The 24,022-nt window shown below is 60.3% G+C and carries 20 protein-coding genes; 3 read left to right on the top strand and 17 right to left on the bottom strand.

Annotation, left to right across the window (positions count from 1 at the left end; all coding sequences use genetic code 11):
* The coding region (locus DM995_RS21555) for a hypothetical protein (protein WP_198669209.1) at positions 1-224 on the bottom strand (224 nt) is incomplete at its 3' end.
* Between the two features lie 110 nt (positions 225-334).
* Here DM995_RS21555 and DM995_RS00565 point away from each other — a divergent pair.
* Positions 335-1,105, top strand: coding sequence for a hypothetical protein (locus DM995_RS00565; RefSeq protein ID WP_157973023.1), 771 nt, complete (start codon positions 335-337; stop codon positions 1,103-1,105).
* Between the two features lie 115 nt (positions 1,106-1,220).
* Here DM995_RS00565 and DM995_RS00560 read toward each other — a convergent pair whose 3' ends face one another.
* The 3 genes from DM995_RS00560 to DM995_RS00550 are packed head-to-tail and all read right to left on the bottom strand — an operon-like array spanning position 1,221 to position 4,606.
* On the bottom strand, positions 1,221-2,777 hold the full coding sequence (locus tag DM995_RS00560; protein WP_116968152.1) for a phospholipase D family protein: 1,557 nt from the start codon (positions 2,775-2,777) through the stop codon (positions 1,221-1,223).
* Complete coding sequence (locus DM995_RS00555) at positions 2,774-3,511, bottom strand: endonuclease/exonuclease/phosphatase family protein (RefSeq protein ID WP_116970255.1); 738 nt, start codon at positions 3,509-3,511, stop codon at positions 2,774-2,776. Before DM995_RS00555 ends, DM995_RS00560 begins: the two co-directional genes overlap by 4 nt.
* 33 nt (positions 3,512-3,544) lie before the next feature.
* The gene (locus DM995_RS00550; RefSeq protein ID WP_157973022.1) at positions 3,545-4,606 is read right to left on the bottom strand and encodes a L,D-transpeptidase family protein; all 1,062 of its coding nucleotides are present in this window, start codon (positions 4,604-4,606) and stop codon (positions 3,545-3,547) included.
* Positions 4,607-4,807: 201 nt separating this feature from the next.
* Here DM995_RS00550 and DM995_RS00545 point away from each other — a divergent pair, with 201 nt between their 5' ends.
* Positions 4,808-5,347, top strand: a complete 540-nt coding sequence (locus tag DM995_RS00545) for a murein L,D-transpeptidase catalytic domain family protein (RefSeq protein WP_232823955.1) — start codon at positions 4,808-4,810, stop codon at positions 5,345-5,347.
* 136 nt (positions 5,348-5,483) lie between these two features.
* Here the strand turns inward: DM995_RS00545 and DM995_RS00540 are convergent, their stop codons facing one another.
* The 13 genes from DM995_RS00540 to DM995_RS00480 form a co-directional block, all read right to left on the bottom strand.
* Entirely contained in the window at positions 5,484-7,649 is a 2,166-nt protein-coding gene (locus DM995_RS00540; protein WP_116970254.1) for a catalase, read from the bottom strand.
* 91 nt (positions 7,650-7,740) lie between these two features.
* Positions 7,741-8,178, bottom strand: a complete 438-nt coding sequence (locus tag DM995_RS00535; RefSeq protein ID WP_116968149.1) for a PA2169 family four-helix-bundle protein — start codon at positions 8,176-8,178, stop codon at positions 7,741-7,743.
* 501 nt (positions 8,179-8,679) lie between these two features.
* Complete coding sequence (locus DM995_RS00530; protein ID WP_116968148.1) at positions 8,680-9,912, bottom strand: NAD(P)/FAD-dependent oxidoreductase; 1,233 nt, start codon at positions 9,910-9,912, stop codon at positions 8,680-8,682.
* Between the two features lie 52 nt (positions 9,913-9,964).
* Positions 9,965-11,032: a phosphotransferase family protein gene (locus DM995_RS00525; RefSeq protein ID WP_116968147.1), complete on the bottom strand. Its 1,068-nt coding sequence runs from the start codon at positions 11,030-11,032 to the stop codon at positions 9,965-9,967.
* Positions 11,032-12,216, bottom strand: coding sequence for an acyl-CoA dehydrogenase family protein (locus tag DM995_RS00520; RefSeq protein WP_198669207.1), 1,185 nt, complete (start codon positions 12,214-12,216; stop codon positions 11,032-11,034). The genes DM995_RS00525 and DM995_RS00520 overlap by 1 nt, the downstream gene beginning before the upstream one ends.
* A 164-nt stretch (positions 12,217-12,380) precedes the next feature.
* Positions 12,381-13,163 carry an SDR family oxidoreductase gene (locus tag DM995_RS00515; RefSeq protein ID WP_116968146.1) on the bottom strand — a complete coding sequence of 261 codons (783 nt, stop codon included), beginning with the start codon at positions 13,161-13,163 and terminating at the stop codon, positions 12,381-12,383.
* 99 nt (positions 13,164-13,262) lie between these two features.
* Positions 13,263-14,147 (bottom strand): MaoC/PaaZ C-terminal domain-containing protein, encoded by an 885-nt coding sequence (locus tag DM995_RS00510; protein WP_116968145.1) that lies wholly within the window; start codon positions 14,145-14,147, stop codon positions 13,263-13,265.
* On the bottom strand, positions 14,140-14,499 hold the full coding sequence (locus DM995_RS22705) for a Zn-ribbon domain-containing OB-fold protein (RefSeq protein ID WP_116970252.1): 360 nt from the start codon (positions 14,497-14,499) through the stop codon (positions 14,140-14,142). Before DM995_RS22705 ends, DM995_RS00510 begins: the two co-directional genes overlap by 8 nt.
* Positions 14,496-15,638 carry a thiolase family protein gene (locus DM995_RS00500; protein ID WP_116968144.1) on the bottom strand — a complete coding sequence of 381 codons (1,143 nt, stop codon included), beginning with the start codon at positions 15,636-15,638 and terminating at the stop codon, positions 14,496-14,498. The genes DM995_RS22705 and DM995_RS00500 overlap by 4 nt, the downstream gene beginning before the upstream one ends.
* A 2-nt stretch (positions 15,639-15,640) precedes the next feature.
* The gene (locus DM995_RS00495) at positions 15,641-16,840 is read right to left on the bottom strand and encodes a CaiB/BaiF CoA transferase family protein (RefSeq protein WP_198669205.1); all 1,200 of its coding nucleotides are present in this window, start codon (positions 16,838-16,840) and stop codon (positions 15,641-15,643) included.
* Complete coding sequence (locus tag DM995_RS00490) at positions 16,833-18,422, bottom strand: GMC family oxidoreductase (protein ID WP_232823954.1); 1,590 nt, start codon at positions 18,420-18,422, stop codon at positions 16,833-16,835. The genes DM995_RS00495 and DM995_RS00490 overlap by 8 nt, the downstream gene beginning before the upstream one ends.
* 102 nt (positions 18,423-18,524) lie before the next feature.
* The gene (locus tag DM995_RS00485) at positions 18,525-20,945 is read right to left on the bottom strand and encodes a TonB-dependent receptor (RefSeq protein WP_198669204.1); all 2,421 of its coding nucleotides are present in this window, start codon (positions 20,943-20,945) and stop codon (positions 18,525-18,527) included.
* A gap of 62 nt (positions 20,946-21,007) precedes the next feature.
* Positions 21,008-22,105, bottom strand: a complete 1,098-nt coding sequence (locus DM995_RS00480) for a cytochrome P450 (protein ID WP_157973021.1) — start codon at positions 22,103-22,105, stop codon at positions 21,008-21,010.
* Between DM995_RS00480 and DM995_RS00475 the strand changes: the two genes are divergently transcribed.
* Complete coding sequence (locus DM995_RS00475) at positions 22,055-23,989, top strand: aldehyde dehydrogenase (RefSeq protein ID WP_232823953.1); 1,935 nt, start codon at positions 22,055-22,057, stop codon at positions 23,987-23,989. The genes DM995_RS00480 and DM995_RS00475 overlap by 51 nt on opposite strands.
* Positions 23,990-24,022 lie beyond the last annotated feature (33 nt).

Below are 24,022 nucleotides of genomic sequence, written 5' to 3'. Positions count from 1 at the left end.
AGACCGCGTGCCCGGCAAGATACAGGGTCGATGCCCTGCCAGACCAGGCCGTCGCCCTGGCCCGCGATTGTCACGCCCGTCCAGGGCGGCGGCGTGCGCCCCGCCTCGCCGTCGAAATAGACCTGCTCCTCGTTGGTGAAGGTGCCGATGGCCAGCGGATCGATCGGCTGCGCGAGCACCGGGCTCGGCAGGCACAGCAGCATCCAGGGGGCAAGGCGCTTCATCCCCGCATTACGCCGCAGCGCCGCCGTCGCGTCAACCCATTTGTCCGGACAAATTTGCCTTGATATGGGGGCGCACTCGATCCATCCTGACGAGCGAAGGAGTGCAGGCGATGATGCGGATGGTGATGCTGGCGGGTCTGATGGCCATGGCGACCCCAGCCCCTGTGCAGGCGCAGGCGACCAAACCCGACGAGGCCGCGCGTGTCATCCTGGAGCAGGCCGTCGCAGCGGCGGGCGGCGAGGCCTGGCTCAATCCATCGACCCTGTATCTTGCCGGGCACGCGGTCTTCTACGCCCCCGACAGCGCCGAGCCGCGCAGCACGGCAGACGATTACCGCATGTGGCGTGCGATGAACCCGGACCGCACCACCGCGCACGGGGCCGATGGCAAGGTTCGCATCACCGCCCGATCCGGCGACAGGCTGTTGTTCGAGGTCGGTTTTGACGGCACCACCACCTGGACGGAAAAGGGCGTGATGCCCAGGGAGCAGGCCGATGCCTATTGGGCGAGCAATTTCGGCTTCGGTATCATTCGCGAGGCGTTGAAACCCGGTTTCCGGCTGGAACGCGCGCCCGATCGCGAAGTCGGCGGCCACAAGGTTGCGCTGATCCGCGTGATCTCTCCCGATGGCGGCACCACGCTGTTCGGCATCGACGAGCAGAGCCATTACATCCGCTATATGGGCTTCGTTACCCCGCGCGGATTTCACGAGCGCCATTATGACGATTTCATCCGCCTGGCATCGGGCTGGGTCCAGGCGCGCGAGGTGACGCTGTTCTACAATGGCGTCAAGGCGAACACCGTATACTGGCGCGAGGTGAAGCCCGGCGAGCCGATCGACCCGCGACTGTTCGCACCGCCGCAAGGCGGCAAGCCCTGAACCGCCCCCGCGCACAGCCCCTATCGCCGCCGGCCTCGCGGGTCGATGCCGGAGCCCTGCACCCAAACGCTTGTCAGGACATGTCCCATGTTGCCTGGTTTCGCCAAATCATCGTTCAAAGCAGCCATTCGATCGGCATGAGCTGCCAGAGCACGACCTGCATGCGTCGCCAGAGGCTTGTTTCCGGGTCATGGGTGTGCACCGTCGGCCCGTTCTCGCCGGCCTCGATCCAGATCAGCGCGCCGTCCGGACCCAGTTGCACCTCGTAGGCACGCGCGCGCAGCGGATCGCCGAAAACACGTTGCAATCGCTGCGCCAGCGCGGGGCTTTCCATAAGAAAGCCCAGTTCGGTGTTGAGATGCACGGACCGCGGATCGAAATTGAACGACCCGACGAACAGCCTGGCACCGTCACACGTGAACGTCTTGGCATGGAGCGATGTCCGGCTCGATCTCGGCAGGCTGCCGAGCACGCCGCTACGCCTTGCGGGAAAAGCGGGATTTTCGCCCTTCATTTCCCACAATCGGACGCCGGCCTGAAGCAGTCGACGCCGATAGCGCGCATAGCCCGCGTGCACCACGGCGACATCAGTAGAGGCGAGCGCATTTGTCAGGACGTCCAGCTGCACGCCGCGCGCAGCCATGGCCACGAACATGTCCGCCCCAGCCCTGGATGGCACGAAATACGCCGAGACAAGACCCATCTGGCTTTGCGATTGCTCGATGATCTCGCCGATCCGGCCCAGGGGTTTGCGGATTCGCGGATGCCGACCCAGGGCCTTGGCCGGGTCGTCGCTCAGCATGGTGACCGGGACCCATTCGTACTCGATTGCACCATGGGTCAGCGGGTCGGCATACGACATTTCGTCAACGGCCACAGCATAGTCCTGCGCCAATGGGTCGGTGCGCAACAAGTCCTGCGCAGCGCCCGCCAGCCGGTCCAGTGCCCCGTCGGGTGGCGTCTGCAGGATCAGATGACAGGGATAGGAAGACTCGCTGATCCAGTATCGCGAAAAATCGGCGGCCAGTTCCGGCACGATTGCCCCTATCGCCAGTATGTCGAGATCGGCAAACTCGGGCTGATCGCCGGCGCCGAAATACATGTCGCCGATGTTGCGCCCGCCTATGATCGTCATCTGATTGTCAGCCGTGAGGCTCTTGTTGTGCATCCGCCGGTTGAGGCGCGAGAAGTCCAGAAGATAGCCCAGTACCTTGGGGCGGCGGATCGTGGATGGATTGAACAGCCGCACTTCCACGTTCGGGTGGGTGTTCAGCGCCGCAAGTTCATCGTCGAGATCGGCGATGCCGTTATCGTCCAGCAGCAGTCGGACTGTGACGCCGCGGTCGGCGGCTTGCCGCAGTTCGTCGAGGAGAAGACGCCCGGAAACATCGTCGCGCCAGATATAATATTGCACATCGAGGCACACGTCCGCCGCCCGGATCAGCTTGACCCGCGCGGCAAACGACCCGCGCGAATCCGGCAGCAGCTGGATGCCCGACAGGTCTGGGTGCGCCTTTTCCAGCCCGGCGATCGCCCGACCTATGCGACTGTCGGGCGTATCCACGGGCAGATCCGGTGCCGCATCTGGCGGTCGGCCGGGCAGTGCGGAAGCCCGGCTCAGCACCACCCATGCGAGAACCAGTACAGTCGCGCTTATGGCCAGTATGCTCATGCATCGCCCGGCTTGGGAAACGGGGGAAGCTTCAGCTTTGCCCATATCGGCAAATGATCGGATGCCGAGGCTGCAAGCGCACTGCGGTGCACTGCGGCATCCTCTACCGTCAGTTCGGGCGATGCGAACATCCGGTCGAGATGCGCCACCGGCCAGCGCGCCGGAAAACTGGGGCCGGGCTTGATATGCTCGAAATGGCGCGCAAGATGCTGGAAGCCTGCAGGCAGGCTGCGCCATTCGTTGAAGTCTCCGGTGATCAGGGTGGGCACAGCCTCCTCCTGCCCGTCGACATGCTGGCCGAGCGCCCGGATCTGCCGTGGCCGCCACAGGCCCGACAGGTCCAGATGCGCGCCGATGATCCGCAGCGGCTGACCGCTGATCGCAAGGTCTGCCAGCACCGCACCGCGCGGCTCGAGCATCGGCAGCTTGAGGCGCGCGCCGCGAATGATGTCTATCCGCGGCGATACCAGTATCGCATTGCCATGCCAGCCGATGCCGCTGCGACTTGTCGCGACGGGCACCACCTGCCATCCCGCCGCCTCGACCAGCCCGGCAGGCAACGCACTGGGGCGCTCGCCGAGACGGCGGTCGGCCTCCTGAAGCACCGCGATATCTGCCCCGGTTTCCGCAAGCACGCGCATGATGCGCTCGGGATTGTGCCGCCGATCCGCGCCCACAGCCTTGCGGATATTGTAGCTGGCGACCTTCAGGGTTTCGGGTTGATCGGCGGTCATGCGGGGATCCGGTTCCATGGCGCGTCAAGAGGCTCAGCCTCTGCAGACACGATCCTCGGTCGCAGCGACGCCGACCTGGGAGTCGCGGCGATAGATGTCCGGTCGAAAGGCGATAGACCCATCGACGGTGGGAGCGGCGGTGAAATAGGCGAGATAGATCGGCATGGCTTTGGGAAGGTCGAACGTGACGGTTTGCCCGGATTGCACAATCGCTGCGACCTCGCTCCTGGTCTTGCTGCCATCGAGCAGTGCGGCGGCAAAGCCGAGGGCATCGGCAATGCGCACGCAGCCATGGCTGAACGCCCGGGTTTCCTGTGCGAACAGCTGCCTGCTGGGCGTGTCGTGGACATAGACGCTATAGGGATTGGGCATCACCAGCTTCATCTGACCCAGCGCGTTGCCGGGACCCGGCTTCTGCCGCCACTCTCCGTTGGACATCAGATAGCCCTGGCTGGCGGCAAAACGCCCGCCCTTTTCGCGCACGATGCTGGCCGGAATGTTCCACCATGGGTTGAGCGTGACGCCGGTGATCTGCGCCGCAAAAACCGGCGTAGGGGTCGATGGCTTGCCCACGATCACCCGCCATGTCCGTTCGGGCCGTCCCGCCAGCGATAGCCGTGCCTCGAAGAACGCAGCGTTGACCAGAACGTAGTTCTCGCCGAGGCTGCGCGGCATCCAGCGCCACCGCTCCATGTTGCGAGCGATCACGGCTTTCCGGTTGCGGTCCGTTTCCGTGGCATAGGCTGCGCGCAGGGCTGCATAGTCGGGATGGGCCGGGCGCATGTCGGCAAAGAAGCGGGCCAGTTTGTCAGTAGCCAAGCTCTGGTGCAGTCTGTCCCGCAGATCGGTTTGCTCGTCGCTGTCGGATATTTGCCAGCTTGCCTTTTGCTGCGCGGTGGATGCGCCCAGCAGGTGTAAACGGGCGAGTTCCAGTGCCAGGGCATCAGCCGTTTCGTCCAAGGCCGGTCCGGGGCCGTCGCGCAATTGAGCATTCAGCTGCGATGTGTTCAGCACCGGAAGCGCGTCTTCGGGGGCACTCGCGATGAGCTGGCGCAACTGCTCGACCTGATCGACGCTCCATCCCGCCGCGTGCACGCTGGGCGCTGCTACAATGGCCAAGCCCGCAAGGGCGAGGCATGCGTTCATCCGGCGTGTCGACATTTCTGGTTCGCCCGTTTGCGCTTTGCGGTAAGCTTGACTAACTGTTCAATATCAGAACTGGTCGGCGACATACCCATGAAATGCACGAGACGCCACTTTGTCGAAGCTTTGGGGCTTGGAAGCTTGGGGCTGGCCATGCCGTCGGCATTTGCCGCCGCGCGATCGTCCCCCGCGCCAGACCTGCTGGCCCAGGCGAAGGCCGCGCTCGATCACCACAAGAGCCGGGTGCTGCACCGGGATTTCCTCGGCCTTGTCGATTTCGCCGCGCCATCGGGAAAGCCGCGCTTTCAGGTGGTCGATCTGGGCAACGGCCGGATCGTGGCCAACATGCTTGTTGCCCATGGTCGTGGGTCAGACCCGGCGAATACCGGATTTCTCCAGCGTTTCTCGAACGAGCCCGGGTCGAACGCATCGTCCGCCGGCAGCTTCATCACTGGCGAAACCTATAGCGGCAAATACGGACGCTCTGCCCGGCTGCACGGTCTCGAGCCGCAGAACGACATGGCCTTCGCGCGCGCGATCGTCATCCACAGCGCAGACTATGTCAGCCAGGCCATGGCCACCGCGTCAGGACGGGTCGGGCGGAGTTTCGGGTGCTTCACCGTCCCGCATGACGATATCGGCGCGGTGCTGAACTTGCTGGGACCCGGCAGGCTGCTCTATTCGGCCAGATAGGCAATGTTATTTGCCCTTCTGGATTGCCATTGGCGCCTGTTCGTCCTGCGGTGCGATCTTGGTAGCGCAGCGCTCAAGCCCATGGCGAAGCGACGAAGCTGAGGGAGCATTTGCCCCTCCCTCAGCGTCGCCGCGATCATGCCAGATCGCGAACCTTCGGCTCGCGCGCCCAGTGCCGAACCGGACCGACGTCCATGAACTTTTCGGGAGCGATGACCCCCTGATCCGGTTCGATATTGGCCTTGGGGAGCAGGTGCTCGCGGGTGCCCGCACAGGCACCGATCGTCTTGCAGTGATACCAGGCGTCCGCAAACCACGCGACCGCACCGACATCCTTCGCAAGCTTTTCGGCGCGTTCCGGCAATAGCATGGCGACAACCGCGTCGAACAGCACCGAGGGCGAGCCGGCGAGCTGGCCGTTGGCTTTCAGTTCCCCGCCCTTCAACTTCAGCGGACCAATTTTCGGCGCTACCAGAAACGCCGTGCCGCCAGCGGTCTGGATGTCCGACACGAGTTGCGTGATCGCCTCCCGGTCCGAGCCTTGGTCGAACAGGATGCCGATCTTGCGGCCCTTGAAGGTTGGCTTGGCCCGTTTCTGGATCGACAGGGCATCGGACGTGCCCAGATCGACCGGGGCCTTGGCGGCGGCGGCCCTGCCCGGCAGGTCTATGCCGAGCCCGTCGGAGACCCGTTTGGCGAGGTCCTCATCGATATTGCGAAGGCGCGCGATGACCCGCGGCGGAACATGCTCGATCTCCACCTTCGAAAGCTCGAACACCAGCGCGGATGCAATGTGCGCCTGTTCGTTTTCGGTCTGCGACCGGTAGAACAACCTCGCCTGGCTGTAATGATCGGCAAAGGCTTCCGCCCGCACCCGCAGCTTTTCGGTGGGATCGTTGCGCTCGGCATTTTCGCGGAACGACGAGAACCCGGTCTCGGGGCACGCACGCGGACCGCCGTCCTCGCCCGCCTCGGCGAGGGTGTTCGGTTCGTAGTTCGCGCGTCCGGTCGGGACGAGGGTCTGCATCAGGCCATCGCGCTGGAAGTTGTGGAACGGGCATTTGGGCGCATTGATCGGGATCTGGTGGAAATTGGTGGTCCCCAGCCGCGATTTCTGCGTGTCGAGATAGCTGAACAGACGGCCCTGAAGCAGCGGATCGTTGGAAAAGTCGATTCCGGGCAGGATGTTGGTCGGGAGGAACGCGACCTGCTCGGTTTCGGCGAAGAAATTGTCGACATTGCGGTTGAGCGTCATCCGCCCGATGACCTCGACCGGAATCTCCTCCTCGGGGATCAGCTTCGTGGCATCGAGCACGTCATAGGGCTGTTGCAATGCCCAAGCTTCGTCGAACACCTGGACGCCGAGATCCCATTGCGGGAAATTGCCCGAGTCGATCGCTTCCCACAGGTCGCGGCGGTGGAAATCGGGATCGGCGCCCGCGATCTTGACCGCCTCGTCCCAAGTGGTGCTCTCCAGCCCGAGCACAGGCTTCCAGTGGAACTTGACGAACCGGCCTTCACCCTTCGCATTGACGAACCGGAAGGTGTGAACACCAAATCCCTCGATCATGCGCAAGGAGCGCGGAATTCCGCGGTCCGACATCGCCCACATGATCATGTGCATGGATTCGGGCATCAGGCTGACAAAGTCCCAGAACGTATCATGGGCGCTGGCTGCCTGCGGATAGCCCCGATCGGCTTCCATCTTCACGCTGTGGACCAGATCGGGGAATTTCATCGCGTCCTGGATGAAGAAGACGGGGATGTTGTTGCCGACCAGGTCCCAATTGCCCTGCTCGGTATACAGCTTGACGGCAAATCCCCGTACATCGCGCGGCGTATCGACGCTGCCCGCACCGCCCGCCACGGTCGAAAAGCGCACAAAGACAGGGCAGCTGTTGCCCTGTTTCTGGAACAGCGCGGCCTTGGTCCATTCGGGAATCGCCTTCGTCACCTCGAACGTGCCGTGCGCACCCGACCCGCGCGCATGAACGATGCGCTCGGGAATCCGCTCGTGATCGAAATGGAAGATTTTCTCGCGGAGGACGAAGTCTTCGAGCAGCGTCGGCCCGCGCTCGCCCGCCTTCAAGGAATTCTGGTTGTCGGAAATCCGGTGACCGAAATTGTCGGTCAGATGGGTCTGGGCGGCGTCGTGGTCTGCGTCCGCGGGAACGTCCTGATGGACTTCGCCGGCATTGCCTTCGGCTTCCGAAATCGGAGAGGAGCCCTCTCCGGGCTGGTGGTCGGCAAGGCCATTGCGGATGGCGGGCGAAGGAAGGTCTTTCGTATCGGGGGCTGGCATTTCGAGCACTCCAGTGAAGGGGGGACATGGCAGACCCGGCGGTCCCGAAATGGGCTCCGCCGGGCCTGCCATGGTAGAATGAGGCTTCGGATCAGTCGTATTGGTGTGCCAGCTGGTCGGTCAGGCGTTCGCCCTCCTTCACCTCAAGATACGCCTGCTCGATCACGGCTCGCGCGGCCGGGTCGATATCCTGGTCCTTCAGGGCTGCTTCGAACTTTTTGAGGAGATAATCCTCGCCCTCTTCCGCGCGCTCGGCGGCAGCTTCGTCGCCTTTTTCGAACAGCGACGTTATGTCCGCCCACAGGCGATGCAGGCCACCAGCGGTCGTCCCGCTGGTCACGGCATCGCCACCGACCCGCACCAGTTGCTGATTGAGCGCGTCCAGCGTCGACTGGCGCTTCTGCGCCTGCTGGGTCAGGATTCCCATGAGCTGCGGCGAGTTCGCCATTTCGGCCGCCTTGCGATAGCCTGCGACCGAATCAAAGCTTGTCTCGGCAAGCGTCTTCAGAATGCTGCGGGTCGCTTCCATCGTCTGTCTCCATCCTATATTGTTGCTGCGCCAAATCGGCGCTCACCTGCAGCAATAAGCTGGACTCGTCAGATCGTTCCCGTCGCATCCGATAAGGCACCGCCTGACACCTCGGTTCACGGAGAAATAGCGATGCCATCCCGCGCAAGCCGAATGAGTCGTTGTTGCGAGGACACGTTCCGCACAGAGCACGGTTGATAGCGTCACCCAACCTAGGTCGATTGGCCAGCGGCAGTGATGACAAAAGGCCAGACGCCGCAGGATGCGTCGTGATCGGGGAGGCGCAAGAATTCCGAAGGCTGAGGCCCTGGAGCGGGTAGCGGGAATCCAATCAGAGCGCTATTGTGTTGATATATATCATTATTTTCTGACGCCCCGTCCATTGGTCCATCAATTGTGCCATCAAAAAAAATTTGAAAACGGGTTCGATTCCTAGGAGCAGAATCCAACACTTAACAGGTCCGATTCGGCTGAGGCATTTTTACGCGGAGGTGTGTTGATTTAAGCTCCCCAGGCATCTTTGAGGGACAGTTCCACATTCAGCAATTTCTCGGACGACACATGTGCACGCGCCTCCACAAGCTTCTTGCCTTGCACATAATCTTTGACCCTGTTCACGCAGTCAAACGCGATTACCTTATTGTCTTTCAGATAGACGACCGAGAATGAACGTGTGGCCGGATCGCCTCGCACTAGCGCCTGGTCATGACTTGTTGAAAGCCCAACCGTCTGCAATCTGAGGTCGTACTGGTTGGACCAGAACCACGGCGTTGACGAATACGGCGATGGGTGTCCGCAAATGCCTGCGGCAGCAGTGATGGCCATATCGTTGGCATTCTGCACCGATTCCAAGCGGATCACGGCATTGTCGGCAAATGCGTTCGCGTGTGCAGCACAGTCACCGATTGCATAAACATTAGGTAACGATGTGCGGCAAAATTCGTCGACGTTCACTCCATTCGCACCAGCCGCGCCTGCTGTCAGCAGTGGCTCAACGCACGGAATGATCCCAATGCCTACGATCACAATATCTGCCGGCACAATCTCCCCGTCCGACATTTTGACGCCAGTTACGTGTCCGTTCGCCCCCAAGATTGAATCGATTCTTGCGTTCGTACGAAGAACAACGCCGTGCGCTAGGTGCTCTGCTTGAAAAAACTCTGAGAGCGGCTCACTGGCCACTCGCGCCAACACGCGCGGAAGCACTTCCAACAGTGTCACATGAACATCAAATTTTGTCAGCACGGCAGCTGCTTCAAGGCCAATATATCCGCCCCCAATCACCACTGCGCGCTTTGCTCCGGCATCCAGTGAGGCCATCAGGCAGTCAGCATCTTGCTTCGTACGGACCGTATGAACTCCATCCAGGTCTGCCCCAGAACAGGAAAGACGTCGCGGATCGCCTCCGGCTGCCCAGATCAGGTTGCCATAGGTAAGCTGTGACCCATCATCCAGCGTCACGCTATGTGCTGCCGGATCGAGTGAGACGACTTCGGCGCCCAACCGCATCTCGATGGCCTTGTCTTTCCAGAACTGAGCGGGGCGAATGCATATCCGGTCGAAGGTCTTTTCTCGCGCTAGATATTCCTTAGACAAAGGTGGCCGTTCATAAGGAATCTCCGGTTCGCGCCCAATCATCAAGATACGACCCGTCAGACCTTGCTGGCGCAAGGCGGTGGCTGCCTGCGCCCCGCCATGGCCTGCACCTACAATGATCACATCTGCATAATCCAATTGAAGTCCAATGCTATAATCTGGGATATGATTGGCATGCGAGCCCGTCACATTACTGACAACGTTCCATTGCCTGCCGCGCCAAAGCTGCTAGCTGCGGCAGAGCCTCCGCCCTTTCCTTAGCTTGCGTGTTCGACGCGGAGCCTCGCATTACCCTGCCCTTGATGCCGTGGAAAATCGCAGCAAGGCGAAAGAAATTAAAAGCGAGGTAGAAATCCCAATTTGGAATCTGTGTCCGCCCTGTTCGCGCACAATAAGCAGCAATGTATTCTTCTTCCGTCGGTAGGCCTAGCGGCACCGGGTCCGCGCTACCAAGCCCTGCTACTATATCACCAGGCATGCGGTACATCATCGCGTGATAGGCAAAGTCCGACAAAGGATGTCCGAGGGTTGAAAGCTCCCAGTCGAGAACAGCCAGCACACGTGGCTCAGTCGGGTGGAAAATCATGTTGTCGCACCGAAAATCGCCGTGGACAATTGCTGCTTCGTTGCTGTCAGGAATCGCAGTTGGCAACCACGCTACAAGCGAGTCCATGTCAGTCAAACGGCCTGCTAGGTGGTCTTCCATATATTGCTGCGACCAGCGTCCAATCTGGCGGGCAAAATAGTTCCCGGGTTTTCCAAAATCGCTCAACCCTGCCGCAAAGGGATCGACTGAATGGAGTGCCGCGATCACGCGGTTCATCTCATCAAAATAAGCGGCGCGCTCGTGTATTGGCAGGTCCGTGAAGGCCGCATCCCAGAAAACTCGGCCTTCAACCATTTCCATCACATAAAACTGGCTGCCAAGCACAGTTTCATCCTCGCAAATGCCAAGGACCTGAGCCACAGGAACGTCGCTGCCGTGAAGCGCCTGTAACACACGGGCCTCTCGCAAAACATCGTGCGCGCCCTTCAACAACAACCCAGGCGGCTTTCGCCGCAGGACATAGCGGGCCCTAGGTGTGCTCAACAGGTAAGTCGGGTTGGATTGCCCGCCATTGAACTGCTCGACTGAAAGCGGTCCGAGAAAACCTTCGATGTTAGTGGCCATCCATCCTGTCAACGCAATCTCGTCGATGGCGACGCGGACCTTGCTTGATCCGGTATTGGCCAGGGTGAGTGCCGTTCCCGAGGCCATCACTGAGTGCTCCTCCAGTCACGGCGCAGTTTCTTGGCGAGGCTCCACTTATGGACTTCTGTAGGGCCATCGTAGATCCGGAACGCGCGAACTTCCCGGAAAATCGTTTCTACGATGGTCTTGTCGGTAACACCGGTTCCGCCCATCACCTGCATACACTTGTCAGCGATGCGCATCAGTGCCTCTGATACAGCCACCTTTGTCATCGAGCTTTCAACTGTGCCCAGTGACCCGGCATCAAGTATGCTGGCGCACCAGTCGATCATCAGTTCGCACTGCTTAATGTCGATCATGTTTTCTGCCAGCATGAAGCCCACGCCTTCGTGGTCGATCAGGTGCTTGCCGAAGGCCATTCGACGATTGGTGTAATCCACTGCGATTTCCTGGGCTCGGATGCAGCCGCCCAGCCATCGCATGCAGTGTGAAAGCCGCGCCGGGGAAAGCCGGATCTGAGCATATTTGAAACCCTCGCCGGCCTCGCCAAGCATCTGATCAGCAGGCACGCGAAGGTCATCGATGGTGATTTCAGCATGGCTGCCAGGCATCGAGCTATCGATCGTGTTGGGCACAGCGGTGATGCGGATGGCAGGATCAGGTAGTTCGACGAGAAACATGCACGCGCCGCCTGCGCTGTCCGCGGCTTCGCTCTTTGCCATGACGATGCCTACTTTGGCCCCGTCCGCACCTGTGATGAAAGCTTTCTTGCCGTTGATCACCCAGTGGTTCCCGTCCTTACGGCAGGTAGTGATCATCATCGACGGGTCTGCACCCGCGCCGTTGAGATCGGCTGGCTCGGTCATGAAGAAAGCCGATCGCGCTCGCCCTTCCACCAGCGGCTTCAAGAAGCGCTCCTTCAGGTCGGGGTGGCCTACCTTGCCAATGAGATACATGTTGCCCTCATCTGGCGCTTGGGTGTTACAGGCCAGCATGCCCAACGGGGTAAGGCCCGACTTGATGAGGATGATAGCGGTCTCACGCTGATTGAAATGGCTGCCGTCGGAGCGGATGTGGGGTGTCAGCACTTCGGCCGACCGTGCCAGCTCACGAAGCTCCATAACGAGCGCATCTGTCGGCGCACCATGATGGTCTCGGCGAGGATCTTGCTCGAATGGAATGATGGTCTCCCGAACAAACGCCTCAACCCGCGCAGCCACATCCAATGCTTCTTGGCTAATACTCAACACTTGATCCTTAAATCTTCAGAGACAGACATGTGAAATCATCTATCAAATAACGCCTCATCATCTTAATCGGATGATAGCTCCGCTCATTGATAATTATCCTATTGTGATACTGGAAATCATTGACCTTGCCTCGCTACGCGCATTGAACATTCAGGCGCGGGAGTTCATAATGACTGCCCATCATCTACATTGATGACAGATCCGGTAATGCCTTGGGCGAGGTCGGAGCAAAGCAGCAAAAGTGGGGCATGGAGATCGGTTTGCGGCCTCAATCTCCTGCGAGGAAACGAGCGGACAAACCGATCGCCAGCTTCGCCCGTAAGGCCATCTGCGGTCATCTCAGTCGAAAAATATCCAGGCTGGATCACGTTGACGCTTATACCACGCGTTGCCCATTCACGGGCGAGGGCCCGACCCATCTGCCGAACAGCCGCCTTTGTCGCACCATAGACGGTAGTATAGGGCATGACGCGTTCCGCGGTGATCGAACCGATGATTACGATCCGCCCCCTATTTTTGACGCTCGGGCCAGCAATCTCCATCCGGCGAGCGCCTTCCGTTGCGGCAAGAAACACCCCAAGTATATTAGTTTGCAACAGGAGGTTTAGACTAGCCAGGTCTAAATCGAGCGCCGATTTTTCAATCGCAACTCCCGCATTCAAGACAATTGTGTCGACCATCCCAAAATTCTGTTCGGCAGAATCATATGCCGCCCTTATTGAGGCTTCGTTGGTCACGTCCATCTGCACGGCCAAGGCCTGCCCGCCCCCACGGTGAATTTTTTCTACCTGTTCGCCGAGACGATCTGCCCGCCGTGCCGCCAGCACCACCCGTGCCCCAGCTTGTGCAAGCGCGTTAGCGAAGCCGGCTCCGAGACCCGAAGACGACCCTGTGACCAAAGCAACACGCCCGCTGAGGTTAAATTTAAACAGATTTTGATCACTCATATAACTTTACCAAAATATCACCCGCTTCGACGAACAAATACCGACCATCATTTATTTATCCGCTGTGACCGAGACCTATTTTATTGAATGCGGGTTTAATTAAAAATGTCCCTCAACCTGGGCTCGCCCCAGCGTGAGAACTCTTCTTCCTGAAACTTGCTCAATGGCTTCAAATTCAATATTCCGTCCGCTTGCCCAGCTCGTGAATTGCAAGCTTTCTCCAGGTAGCAAAGGTGCCGAGAACCGGGCGCTGAGCGAGCCCAGGCGATTTGGATCGTAATCGCACCAGTCCGCCAGAATGGCGCGGCTCGCGATTCCAAACGTGCAAAGCCCGTGCAGGATGGGTCGGTCGAAGCCAGCCGAGCGCGCAGCTTTAGGAGATGCGTGCAACGGATTACGATCTGCGCAAAGGCGGTAGAGGAGAGCCTGCTGCGGTATCGTCGGGAGTGTGCGCCGGCGTATTGCCGAACGTTCAGCCGTTCCCTCGGCTACCTGCGGATCCATTTTCAATGATTGCGAGACCTTGCCCGAGAAGCCTCCGTCACCGCGCGCAAAGGTTGTGTGGCGGACTGTAGCAAGAAGATCACCGCCGTTCTTGTCGAACAATTCCTTGTCGTATGTGATAATCGCGCCGCGGTTTTCACCTTTATCGATCACGTCCACGACCCGGTGCCGGGCGACAATACAGCCCATTGGCGCTAGCGGCCGATGGATGACAATTTCTTCTTCGCCGTGAACGATTTGCGCAAAATCGATACCGGTTGCCGGATCGGCCATCCATGATCCTGGATAGCCCAGAATGACAGCCATGGTCGGCAACACTAGGGGTGGGCCGCCGATCTCCGATACGAACCGCAGCTCACGCTCATCGACTGGGTCAGCGCCCATACCGACAGCCAGAGCATAGCGGATGGTGTCGTCTTCGGAATAGATCTGCTCGATGTCCGGAAAGGTCCAGGCAAGCAGAGCATCGCGATCAATCATCGTTCAAACTCCGGAACTGCACATGCCAGGCACCCTGCGATCCGGATGGCGCAGCGGCTAGCCGATCACCAATCGCAGCATCTTCCGGTGTGTGCCCCATCAAGATCACATCATCATCCATTGCGACCAACACCAGGGTATAGGGCACGAGAGAACGGTGATATTCATCCGGAGCACGGTAGACGCGGGTAGTCGCCAGCACTGTCCCGGTCGTTCGAAGTTCCCGATTTTGGAGGGCAGTTGCACCACAATGAGGACATGCCAGGCGCGCGGGTGCGTGAAACCGACCGCAGCCATTGCAGCATGGCAAGTCTATCCTGCCGAGTTCGAGGGCCTTCTGAAAAGCGCTCATCTCGTCCTCTCCAGAACAAGGGAAACATGGGCGGAAAGCACACCACCTTCTGAGTGCACCAGGGCGGTCAATGGACTATTCATCGCTTGTCTGTCGTGCGCGGCACCCCTTAGCTGCTGTACCGCCTCGACTGCATGCGCCAGGCCCGCTGCAACGCCTGAATGCCCGAATGAGAGCAGGCCGCCATGCAGGTTGAGGGGTTGCGGGCCGCTTGGCCCAAACATGCCGTCGCGCGCCAGCGAAGCACTTTTGCCGGCAGGAGCGATGCCAATCTCCTCCAGAAGCATTGCCAATGTTATCGTGAAGGAATCGTAGATCGATAGATAGTCGATGTCCTCCAGCGCCATGGCTGCCTCTTCCAGGGCGCGTGCGACGGACGCGCCCGCGCCAGTATTCAACAGAGATGACATGGCAGTGAGATGCTGGTGCTGGTGTGCCTGACCCGCCCCACGGACGCGTACGCGCATACCGGCGGGATCGGCTTCGATCAGCAACGCAGCCGCGCCATCGGAAATTGGGCAGCAATCCAGCAGCTTCAGCGGAAGAGATATTGGCTTGGACTGCAACACATCGTCCACGGTGAGAGGATTGCGCAGATGTGCCAGCGGATGAAGTCCTGCGTGGTTGCGCATCAGCACGGCAAATTCAGCCAGATCGGCCTCGGTCGCGCCGGTCCTGGAAAGATAGTGCGAGCCGAGCAAGGCATAATAGGACGGCACAGCAACGCCGCATGGAACTTCGAACTCAGGGTCACCGATCTGCGACAAAGTCTGGATCGATTGGTCTCGGCTCTGCCCGGTCAGGCGATTTTCTCCACCGAGCACCAACACCCGCTCGCACCGCCCGGCGCGCACCAGGTCTGCCGCCAGCATCAACATGGCCCCGCCCGTAGCGCCGCCAAGTTGCACGCCATGCGCATAATGTGGCTTCAGGGCCAGCTTCTCCGCCAGCACGTCAGAGAGCATCAGATGCGGAAGGGTGGTCGCATAGCCGCAGATAAGTCCATCCACCGCCAGCCGGTGAATCCCGGCATCGGCAAGCGCCTCCTCGGTCGCAGCAGCCATCAGTTCGACCGGCCCAGCTCCCTCGTGTCGGCCGAAACGTGTGCATCCGACGCCGCTAATGTATGCGTCTCGCATGCTTATGCCGAGCCCAGGATGCGGGCGATGATGGCATCGGCAAAGCCAGCTTCACGAAGGATTTCCTCACCATGTTCGCCCAGCCGCGGTGGACATTGCGGCTTAGCGGTACCGGCGGCCATGCGTACGGGGTTACGCACCGCCCGCATTTTCCAGTCGCCTGCCGGCAGTGTATGAAACATGCCCACCGCTGCGAGATGCGGGTCGCTCTCGAGTTCCTCCAGCCGCTGCACCGGCGCACAAGCAATACCAAGCCGGTTGCCAGTCGACAGCCAGTGGGCGGTCGGGTGCACGCAGAGGAAGCCTTCCAGCAGAGCGTAGAGCGCCTCTATGTTCTGCGTCCGCGCCGCTATGCCGCGGAAGCGGGGATCTTCTGCCAGAACCTCCTGGCCCACCTCGCAAAAGAAAGCGCGCCAGTCGCGGTCGCTATATGGCATCCAACAGATGTAGCCATCGCTGGTGCGAAATGGCCTGCGCCATTTTGCCATGGTTCGCTTGTAGCCGAGCTCATCAGACCCCGCGGGAGTCTTCCCACCCTCTTCCACCAGATGCCGCGCGTTGAAATGTTCCGTGAGCAGGAACTGCACCATCGTCTCGAACATCGGGACCTCGATGATCTGTCCCAATCCCGTCCGCTCCCGCTGGTAGAGCGCGGCGATGGCGGCGTGGACGGTCATCTGGCCGGCAACCTTGTCGGCCACAATGGTGGGAATATAGCGCATCTCGCCCATATGACGGTAGTTGAGATCGGCGACGCCTGACAACGCCTGAATAATGTCGTCATAGGCAGCGCGGCCCCCATACGGCCCGTCTTCACCAAATCCATGTAGGCCAACATAAATGAGCCGGGTGTTGCGCGCGCAAAGATCTGCTGCCGACAGCCCCAGCGAAGACAGCTTCTGCGGGCGAACATTGTGCAGGAATATATCGGCCTTGTCGGTCAGCGCGAACAACGCTTCGCGACATTCCGCACGCTTGAGATCGAGCACGATCGATCTCTTGTTGCGGTTCGAGCCGAGAAACAGTGACGCCATGCCTGGTTCCAGCATCGGCCCTGTGTGCCGTGTGGTATCGCCGCCAGGAGCCTCGACCTTGATTACATCTGCGCCATAATCAGCAAGCGTCTGGCTGGCGGAGGGCCCTGCCACGACCGTGGTGAGGTCAATCACCCGGACGCCCGATAGCGGCAGATCATTACGCATGGTCGTGCTCCCCTGCCTCATCCAACTGTCGGATCAGTTCGGCGGCTCGCCACGCCATCGCCATCACCGGCGCAAATGTGTTGCCTGCAGGCATAACCGGCGCGATCGACAAATCAGCGACATGCAGCCCCTGTGTACCGCGCACCCGTGTCATCGGATCGACTACAGAAGCTTCGTCCTTGCCCATCCGGCAGGTACCGAAGGCATGGTAGGCTGTCGTACCCATCTCGCGATAAGCATCCAGGATCGCATCGTCGGTATCGGCCACCGGACCGGGCCTAGTTTCGTGGTCTATCATGTCGGCGACAGGCGACTGCGCGACGAGTGCGCGCACGAAGCGAACCGAATCCACCATCACGCGGCGATCTTCCTCATCGGCAAAAAAGTCGAGCGTGCTCTGCGGCAACGCGTCGGGATCGACGCTCTGAATAGCAACAGAACCGGCCGAACGCGGACGAAGGGGATAGATGGCTAGCTGCATCCCCGGTGCCGTTTCCATTGCCAGCTTCGACTTTGTCTTATCGATGCTGAACGGCGCTGCGATCAGCTGCGCGTCAGGGCGGGCCAGACTTGGCCGTGAACAGAAATGGCCCAGCACGTCATACGCTGCACTGGCCATCGGCCCGGTGCGGAAACCATAATAGCGCAGCACATTTGCCACCAGCCGCCAGCCTGAAAACTGTGGGTTGAGGGACATGGGGTGGCGAAGATGCCATTGCATTGCCAGGGCACAATGCTCGCGCAGATTTGCGCCGACCTCCCGGCGATCGGCAACGACCGGAATGCCAAGACGGCGCAACAGCCCTGCATCCCCCACCCCGGAGCGTTGCAGGATGGCAGGTGATGCAATCGTGCCGCTGGCCAGGATGACGCGCCTGGCGGAGAAATCCCTGACAGCGCCGTTGACCCGGCAGGCAACCCCGACAGCGCGGTTCCCCCCCCAGAGTATCCTGTCTGCTACCGCGCCTGTGACGACCGTCAGATTGGGCCGGGCCATGGCCGGCTCCAGAAAGGCGACAGCGGCGCTTTGACGGCGACCTGCGAATATGGTGGACGGGCAGTAGCCGATCTTTGGCCGGTCATCGGGCTGATTGACGTTGGAGGGCGTATCCAGCCCGAGCTGCTCGCCAGCCGCGATAAGCCGGTCCATCAGCGGATGCCGGGCAGGTGTGGAAACACGCAAGCGACCGGCGGCCGACAGGTCGCCCTCGGCCGTATCGAAAATGCGTGCCATTTCCGACCAGGCCCAGTCCGGGCTGGTCGCCGCGGCGATGTCGCCGAAGTCCGCCGGTTGCGGCCGAACGTACATCATGCCGTTGACCGATGACGACCCACCCAGCCCTTTCCCGCGCAGCCAATAGGCCGGTGGCGCATTCTGCCCGTACGCACTTTGCGCCTGGTACGGCCAGACATAATCCGGGTTGGACAGAATCTTGCCGACACCGCGCGGCATATGGATGAACGGGTGGTCGTCGCGCGGTCCCGCTTCGATCAGCATGACCTGAACATTGCGATCCTCGGAAAGGCGGTTGGCTAGCACGCACCCTGCCGCGCCACCTCCGACGATCACATAGTCATACATATCGATTACCCAATCAGACCGGTGCAAGGCGGATCCGCAGCCGGGAGATCACGACATTGCTGCGGATACCCGTCGCACCGGCCATTATCGCGTGGTGCCGCTTCAGTTGCCAAAGCGAACGATGGCATTGATCCAGATTTCGCGGCCCCGGTTGGGAACGCCCACAGTGTCGCCGAGCAGGGTCGAGGCCCCGCCCGGTGCTCCTCCGGACAGAGGGTTATCTGCGGAGCGGGTGAAATAATAGGTATTGCCAAGGTTGCGCCCCATCAAGCCGATCTCCCACCGTTCATCGGCATCCATCAGGCGGATGCCGGCATCGAACAGTTGATAGGATTTCTGTCGGCCGCCCGGTGCAGACACCACATCGGTGAAGAAGCTGTCGCTGAACGTGAAAGCGCCCTGAAGTCCCACTTTCAGACCAGCGAACTCGGGCGAGATATAGTCAAAGCCCAGGTTTCCGCTCCAATCCGGCGAACGCACCAGCTGCGTTCCACTGAGGTCATGCAGAAGGCCTGCCTGGCCGGTGAAGCGGTTGACCTGTACGCGGCAGGCAGGTGCCGGAAGCCCGCGATAACATGTCGCCTGATAGTCGGTATACTTGCCGTCCTGATAAGCTACGGCACCGCGCAGCGACAGACCATCGAGCGGGGTACGATAGGTGAAGTCGAATTCGACACCCTTGGTGCGCACCGCGCCGGCATTGCGCAGTTCCTGATTGAGCCCCACCAGCACGGCAACCTGCAGTCCCGTCGTCTCATAACTGTAAAGCGCCAGGTTGGTCCGCAGATCACCATTGAGGAAGGCAGACTTGATTCCGCCTTCAAACCCGGTGATCAGCTGCTGATCGTAGCGCAGATCGACCAACGAAGTGTATCGGCCATTCGCATTGAGAACCGGATTGAGCGTTGGCTGGGTGGCATTGAAACCGCCCGACAGGAAGCCTTCCTTGTACGAGCCGTAGATCGTCAGATTGTCATTCGGCCTGAAGGTGAGCGTGGCTTCAGGCGACAGGTTGTTGAACCTGGCCCTGCGCGGTGCATCCACATCGACCAGCGTGTTGCGGTTGGCAGCGATGGCGGCACGGAACACGGTCAGTTCCTTGCTTTCGTTGGAATAGCGTGCGCCGCCGGACAGTTCGAGCTTCGGCAGCAACTCGATCATGACCTGGCCGAAGATCGAATAGGCCTCGCCTTCCTGGGTATAATCATAGTTGGCACTGAAGACCGGTGCATTGGCGTTGCGATATACGACCGCCTGATTGGTGGCGTGGCTGTCCTGATAGAGGCCGCCGAACATGAAGTTGACCGGGCCATCGAAGTCGCTGGTCAAACGCAGTTCCTGCGTAATTTCACGGATCGACAGGCCAGCAAAGGCGGGAAGGAAAGTCTGCGGGATGCCGTTTTCCTGGAAGTTGGCAATGAAGTTGCCGACATAGGAGTTACGCGCCTTGTAGTATCCGGTGATCGACGACAGCTTCAGCACGTCGTTCAGTTGATAGTTCATTTCGAGACCACCAAGAACCTGGTCGGACTTCAGAAAGGTCTCGGTCCCGAAGCGCGGATCGGCAATGGCAAAATTTGGACCAATGTTATCGGTCGAAGTGACGCGGCCATCGGCCCTGCAGTCTTCCGGGGTCGCAAATCCCGCCGGTGTGCCCTGGGGACGACCGAGCGGACAGTTGAGGAACTGGAGATTATCAGTCGAACCCGAACCGTTGCTGTCGTTGTATGAAATCTTCAGACGCGCATCGAATCTGTCCGACGGCTCCCATTTGAGCGTCCCGCGGATTGCATATTCATCGCCATTGGGGACCCTGCGATCGAACGGCACCAACACGTTCGCACCGCCGCTGGGCGCGACGTTCCGCACAAAGCCTTTCATCTTGGAATAATAGCCTGCCACGCGGAAGCCCAGCGTGTCGCTGATCGGTCCAGCAACGAAGCCCTCCAGCCGCACTTCGTCTGCCTTGACCTCATAGCCTGCATTCAGCCCCGCGCTCAGACTGGCAGTGGGGTCGGCTGTGCGCATGGAAATAATGCCGCCGGGGCTGTTCTTCCCGAAGAACAGCGCCTGGGGACCTTTCAGCACTTCGATCTGCGCAAGGTCCATCTGGCCCAGACGCCGAACCGACGAGCGCGCTACAGGCACGCCATCGATGTTGAACGATACCGCCTGATCGCCGAACGGGTTGGCATCGACACCCGACAGACCGCGGATTGCAACGATGCCGCCCTGGGGCGATGATGTCGCCTCGCTGGTGATCAGCGTGGGAACGGCGCGTGCCAGCATATCCACGGTGTTGATGTTGCGCCGCTGCAACTCCTGACCGCCAAGGGCGGTGAGCGCGATAGGGGCAGCGATCGAGGTTTCTTCGCGACGCCGCGCGGTCACAATGATCTCGTCCTGGGCGACTTCAGCATCGAGCCCAGGCTGGGCGTTATCCGCCTCCTGCGCCAACAGCGGCATGGAGGTCGCCGCTGTGCTTGCGAGCAGCAATATCCGGAGCGCGCGTTTCATGTTCATGATTGTATCCCCTCTATTTGCCCGGATCACACGCGTGTCCGGATCTTCATGCAGTTGGTGGGTCAGCGACCGGGCGCATCCCAAACGATTGGTAGGCTTTCGAGCGCCATGACCACGCCTGCACGCCATTGCGGGACGAACCCGTCAGCGATGCGGAAGCGGGGAATGCGTCGCAGGAATTCTGTGATGAATATGCGCATCTCGGCGCGGGCCATGTGATGACCGAGGCACAGATGCGGACCGGTAGAGAAGCTCACATGCTGGCGGCGCTTGCGATCAATATCGAACGTCTCGGGGTCCTGGTTGCGGCGATCATCCATGCCAGCCAGAGTCATCGGCGCGACAATCATATCGCCTGCCCGCAACTGCGCCCCTGCAAACTCAATATCGTTCCGCACCAGCCGGACACCATTGGTCACGGCAAAGCGGCGCATCGATTCATCGATATAGGCGGGGATCGCATCAGGATCATTGCGAAGCCGATCCTGAATATCCGGATTGCGCGCCAGAAAGTTGAATGAAAAGGTCATCGCATTGGCGACCGTGTCCAAGCCTGCCACAAACAGCAGGAAGCCGATCGACAGCAATTCGTCCATCGTCAGCGGCCGCCCATCGATCTCCTCGGCCACAAGCCGCGAGAACAGGTCGTCGCGCGGCTCAGCCATGCGGGCGCGCATCACAGCTTCAAGCTCACCGAATATCTGGGAAGACAGTTCGATCCGGCGCTCGGCGGGGACATGGCTGAAGAATTCGGTCACCACCTGACGGAATTCGACATAGCGATCAAGCGGAAGGCCGGCGAGTTCCATGAAGACGGTGACAGGATAATATGCGCCAAGCGCCTCGGCGAAGTCGCAGCCACCGTCTGCATAGACCTTGTCGATCAGTCTTTCTGCCCAGTCCTGCATGGCCCCTTCCAGTCCGTGCACCATGCGCGGTGTGAAGTGGCGCATCAGCATCTTGCGATAGGGAGTGTGCTCGGGCGGATCGAGGTTGATGGGGATTGCGACAAACGGACTTTGGGTCTTCGGAATCTCGATCTCTTTGTTCGAGAAATTGACCGTGTCCTGGATGACCTTTTCGATCAGGTCATAGCGCGTGACCATCCAGTGGCCGCCATTGTGCGGCGTGAAGAAGATTTCGGGCGCTTCCAGTTGCATCGCGCGATAGCCCAGGTGCAGGTCGTCCATCAGCCTGGGATCGTGATAGATGTCGAACGGATAGACCTGTTCGGCGGTGACGTGCTGTGGAATTTGTTCAGCTGGACTGGTCAATTTTCCTCACCTTTTCCTGCTCTGTTCAAGGAAGCCGACCAATTGATCGCGTCGATCCGGCCCGCCCTCGTTTGGCTGTGGCCCTCATTCCCATGCAAAAATCAAGTTGTCAACATTTCAGAATACAATTCTCCATTGAGAATATTTACAGGGTTGACGGCTTGCCAATGTGCCTCGATATTCTGCATCACGAACGGTATTCTCATTTTTGCCATCGCGATCCGGTGGCGGGGGAAGCACCCGTCAAACCTTGGGAGACGATGCGTGGTGTCTGGCATGCCGCAATTGCCGAGTGAAAAGCTGGATGTCTTTTTCATCGGCGGCAAATGGATTGCCCCCTCGGCGGACTCCCGAATTCCGGTCATCATGCCGTCTACCGAGGAAGTCTGGTTCAGTGTTCCTGCGGCAGCGCCTGAAGATGTGATGCGGGCCGTGGCGGCTGCACGTCACGCGTTCGACCATGGTCCGTGGCCACGACTTTCTGCTGAAGAAAGGGCGCATTTTCTGAAGCGACTCTCCCAGGAAGTTGTCCGCCGCCATGCAGATCTGGCGACCCTGTGGACCGGACAGGTCGGTGCCCTGCTAAGTGCTGGAATGGCAACTTTCGCGTCGGGCCGGGATGAATTTGCACGCACAGCAGCGCTCGCAGATACCTTTCCCTTCGAGGAGAGGCGTGAGCCGGGACGCGGCGGCAAAATCGGGCTTCTCGTGCATGAGCCGGTCGGAGTTGTCGCCGCGATCGTCCCATGGAACGGGCCGTTCCTCGCCATTGCCGCAAAATGTGCCCCTGCCCTGCTGGCAGGCTGCACCATCATCGTGAAATCTTCCCCGGAAGCGCCAGGTGATGGCTATCTTCTGGCAGAAATGGCCGAGGCGATCGGGCTTCCGCCGGGCGTCATCAATGTCATCACGGCCGACCGGGACGTGTCAGAGCTGTTGGTGACGCATCCCGATGTCGACAAGATCACCTTCACCGGCTCTACCGCCGCAGGTCAAAGAATCGGCGCGTTGTGCGGCGGCAGGATCGCGCGCTGCACTCTGGAGCTTGGCGGCAAATCGCCTGCAGTGATTCTCGACGACTACGATCCGGCGCAGGCCGCGCGGTCAATCGCGGCCATGGCACCCAACCTTGCCGGTCAGGTCTGTTCTTCGCTGACTCGGCTGATCGTCCCGGCTTCGCGGCATGACGATTTTGTCGATGCGCTTGCAGCGGAGTTTGCCGCAATTAGGATAGGCGATCCGTTCGACCCGGCAAGCCGGATGGGACCACTTGCCACTTCAACCCAGCGTGAGCGGGTGGAAGGATATATCGCCAAGGGTATCGCCGACGGTGCGGTGCTGGCTTCTGGCGGCCACCGCCCGCGTCATCTGGACCGCGGCTATTATATTGAGCCGACGATCTTCGCCCGCGTCGACAATGCGATGGCCATCGCACGCGAGGAAATTTTCGGGCCGGTGGTGAGCGTCATCGCAGCCGCCAGCGAAGCTGAAGCAATCGCGATAGCGAATGACAGTGATTTCGGCCTCAACGCATCGGTATTCACCAATGATCCCGACCGGGCATATGCCGTGGCGCGGCAGCTCCAGGCGGGCACGGTGGGACACAATTCCTGGCGCACCGATTTCACTTTGGCGTTTGGCGGCTTCAAGCGCTCGGGCATCGGGCGCGAAGGCGGCACTGAAGGCATCAGGACGTTCACCGAGCTCAAGACCGTAATCCTCGATGCAAAGCCATCGCACTGCAAAGCAGATCGTCCACATGCTGCATGACCCTGCGCAAGCGGATTCCCGCTTGTCGCACGC

Source organism: Blastomonas sp. UPD001, from assembly GCF_003426715.1.
In the GTDB taxonomy this organism is placed as follows: Bacteria; Pseudomonadota; Alphaproteobacteria; order Sphingomonadales; family Sphingomonadaceae; genus Blastomonas.
Note: the sequence above shows the minus strand (reverse complement) of the source record. Positions and strands in the feature narration are given on the sequence as shown.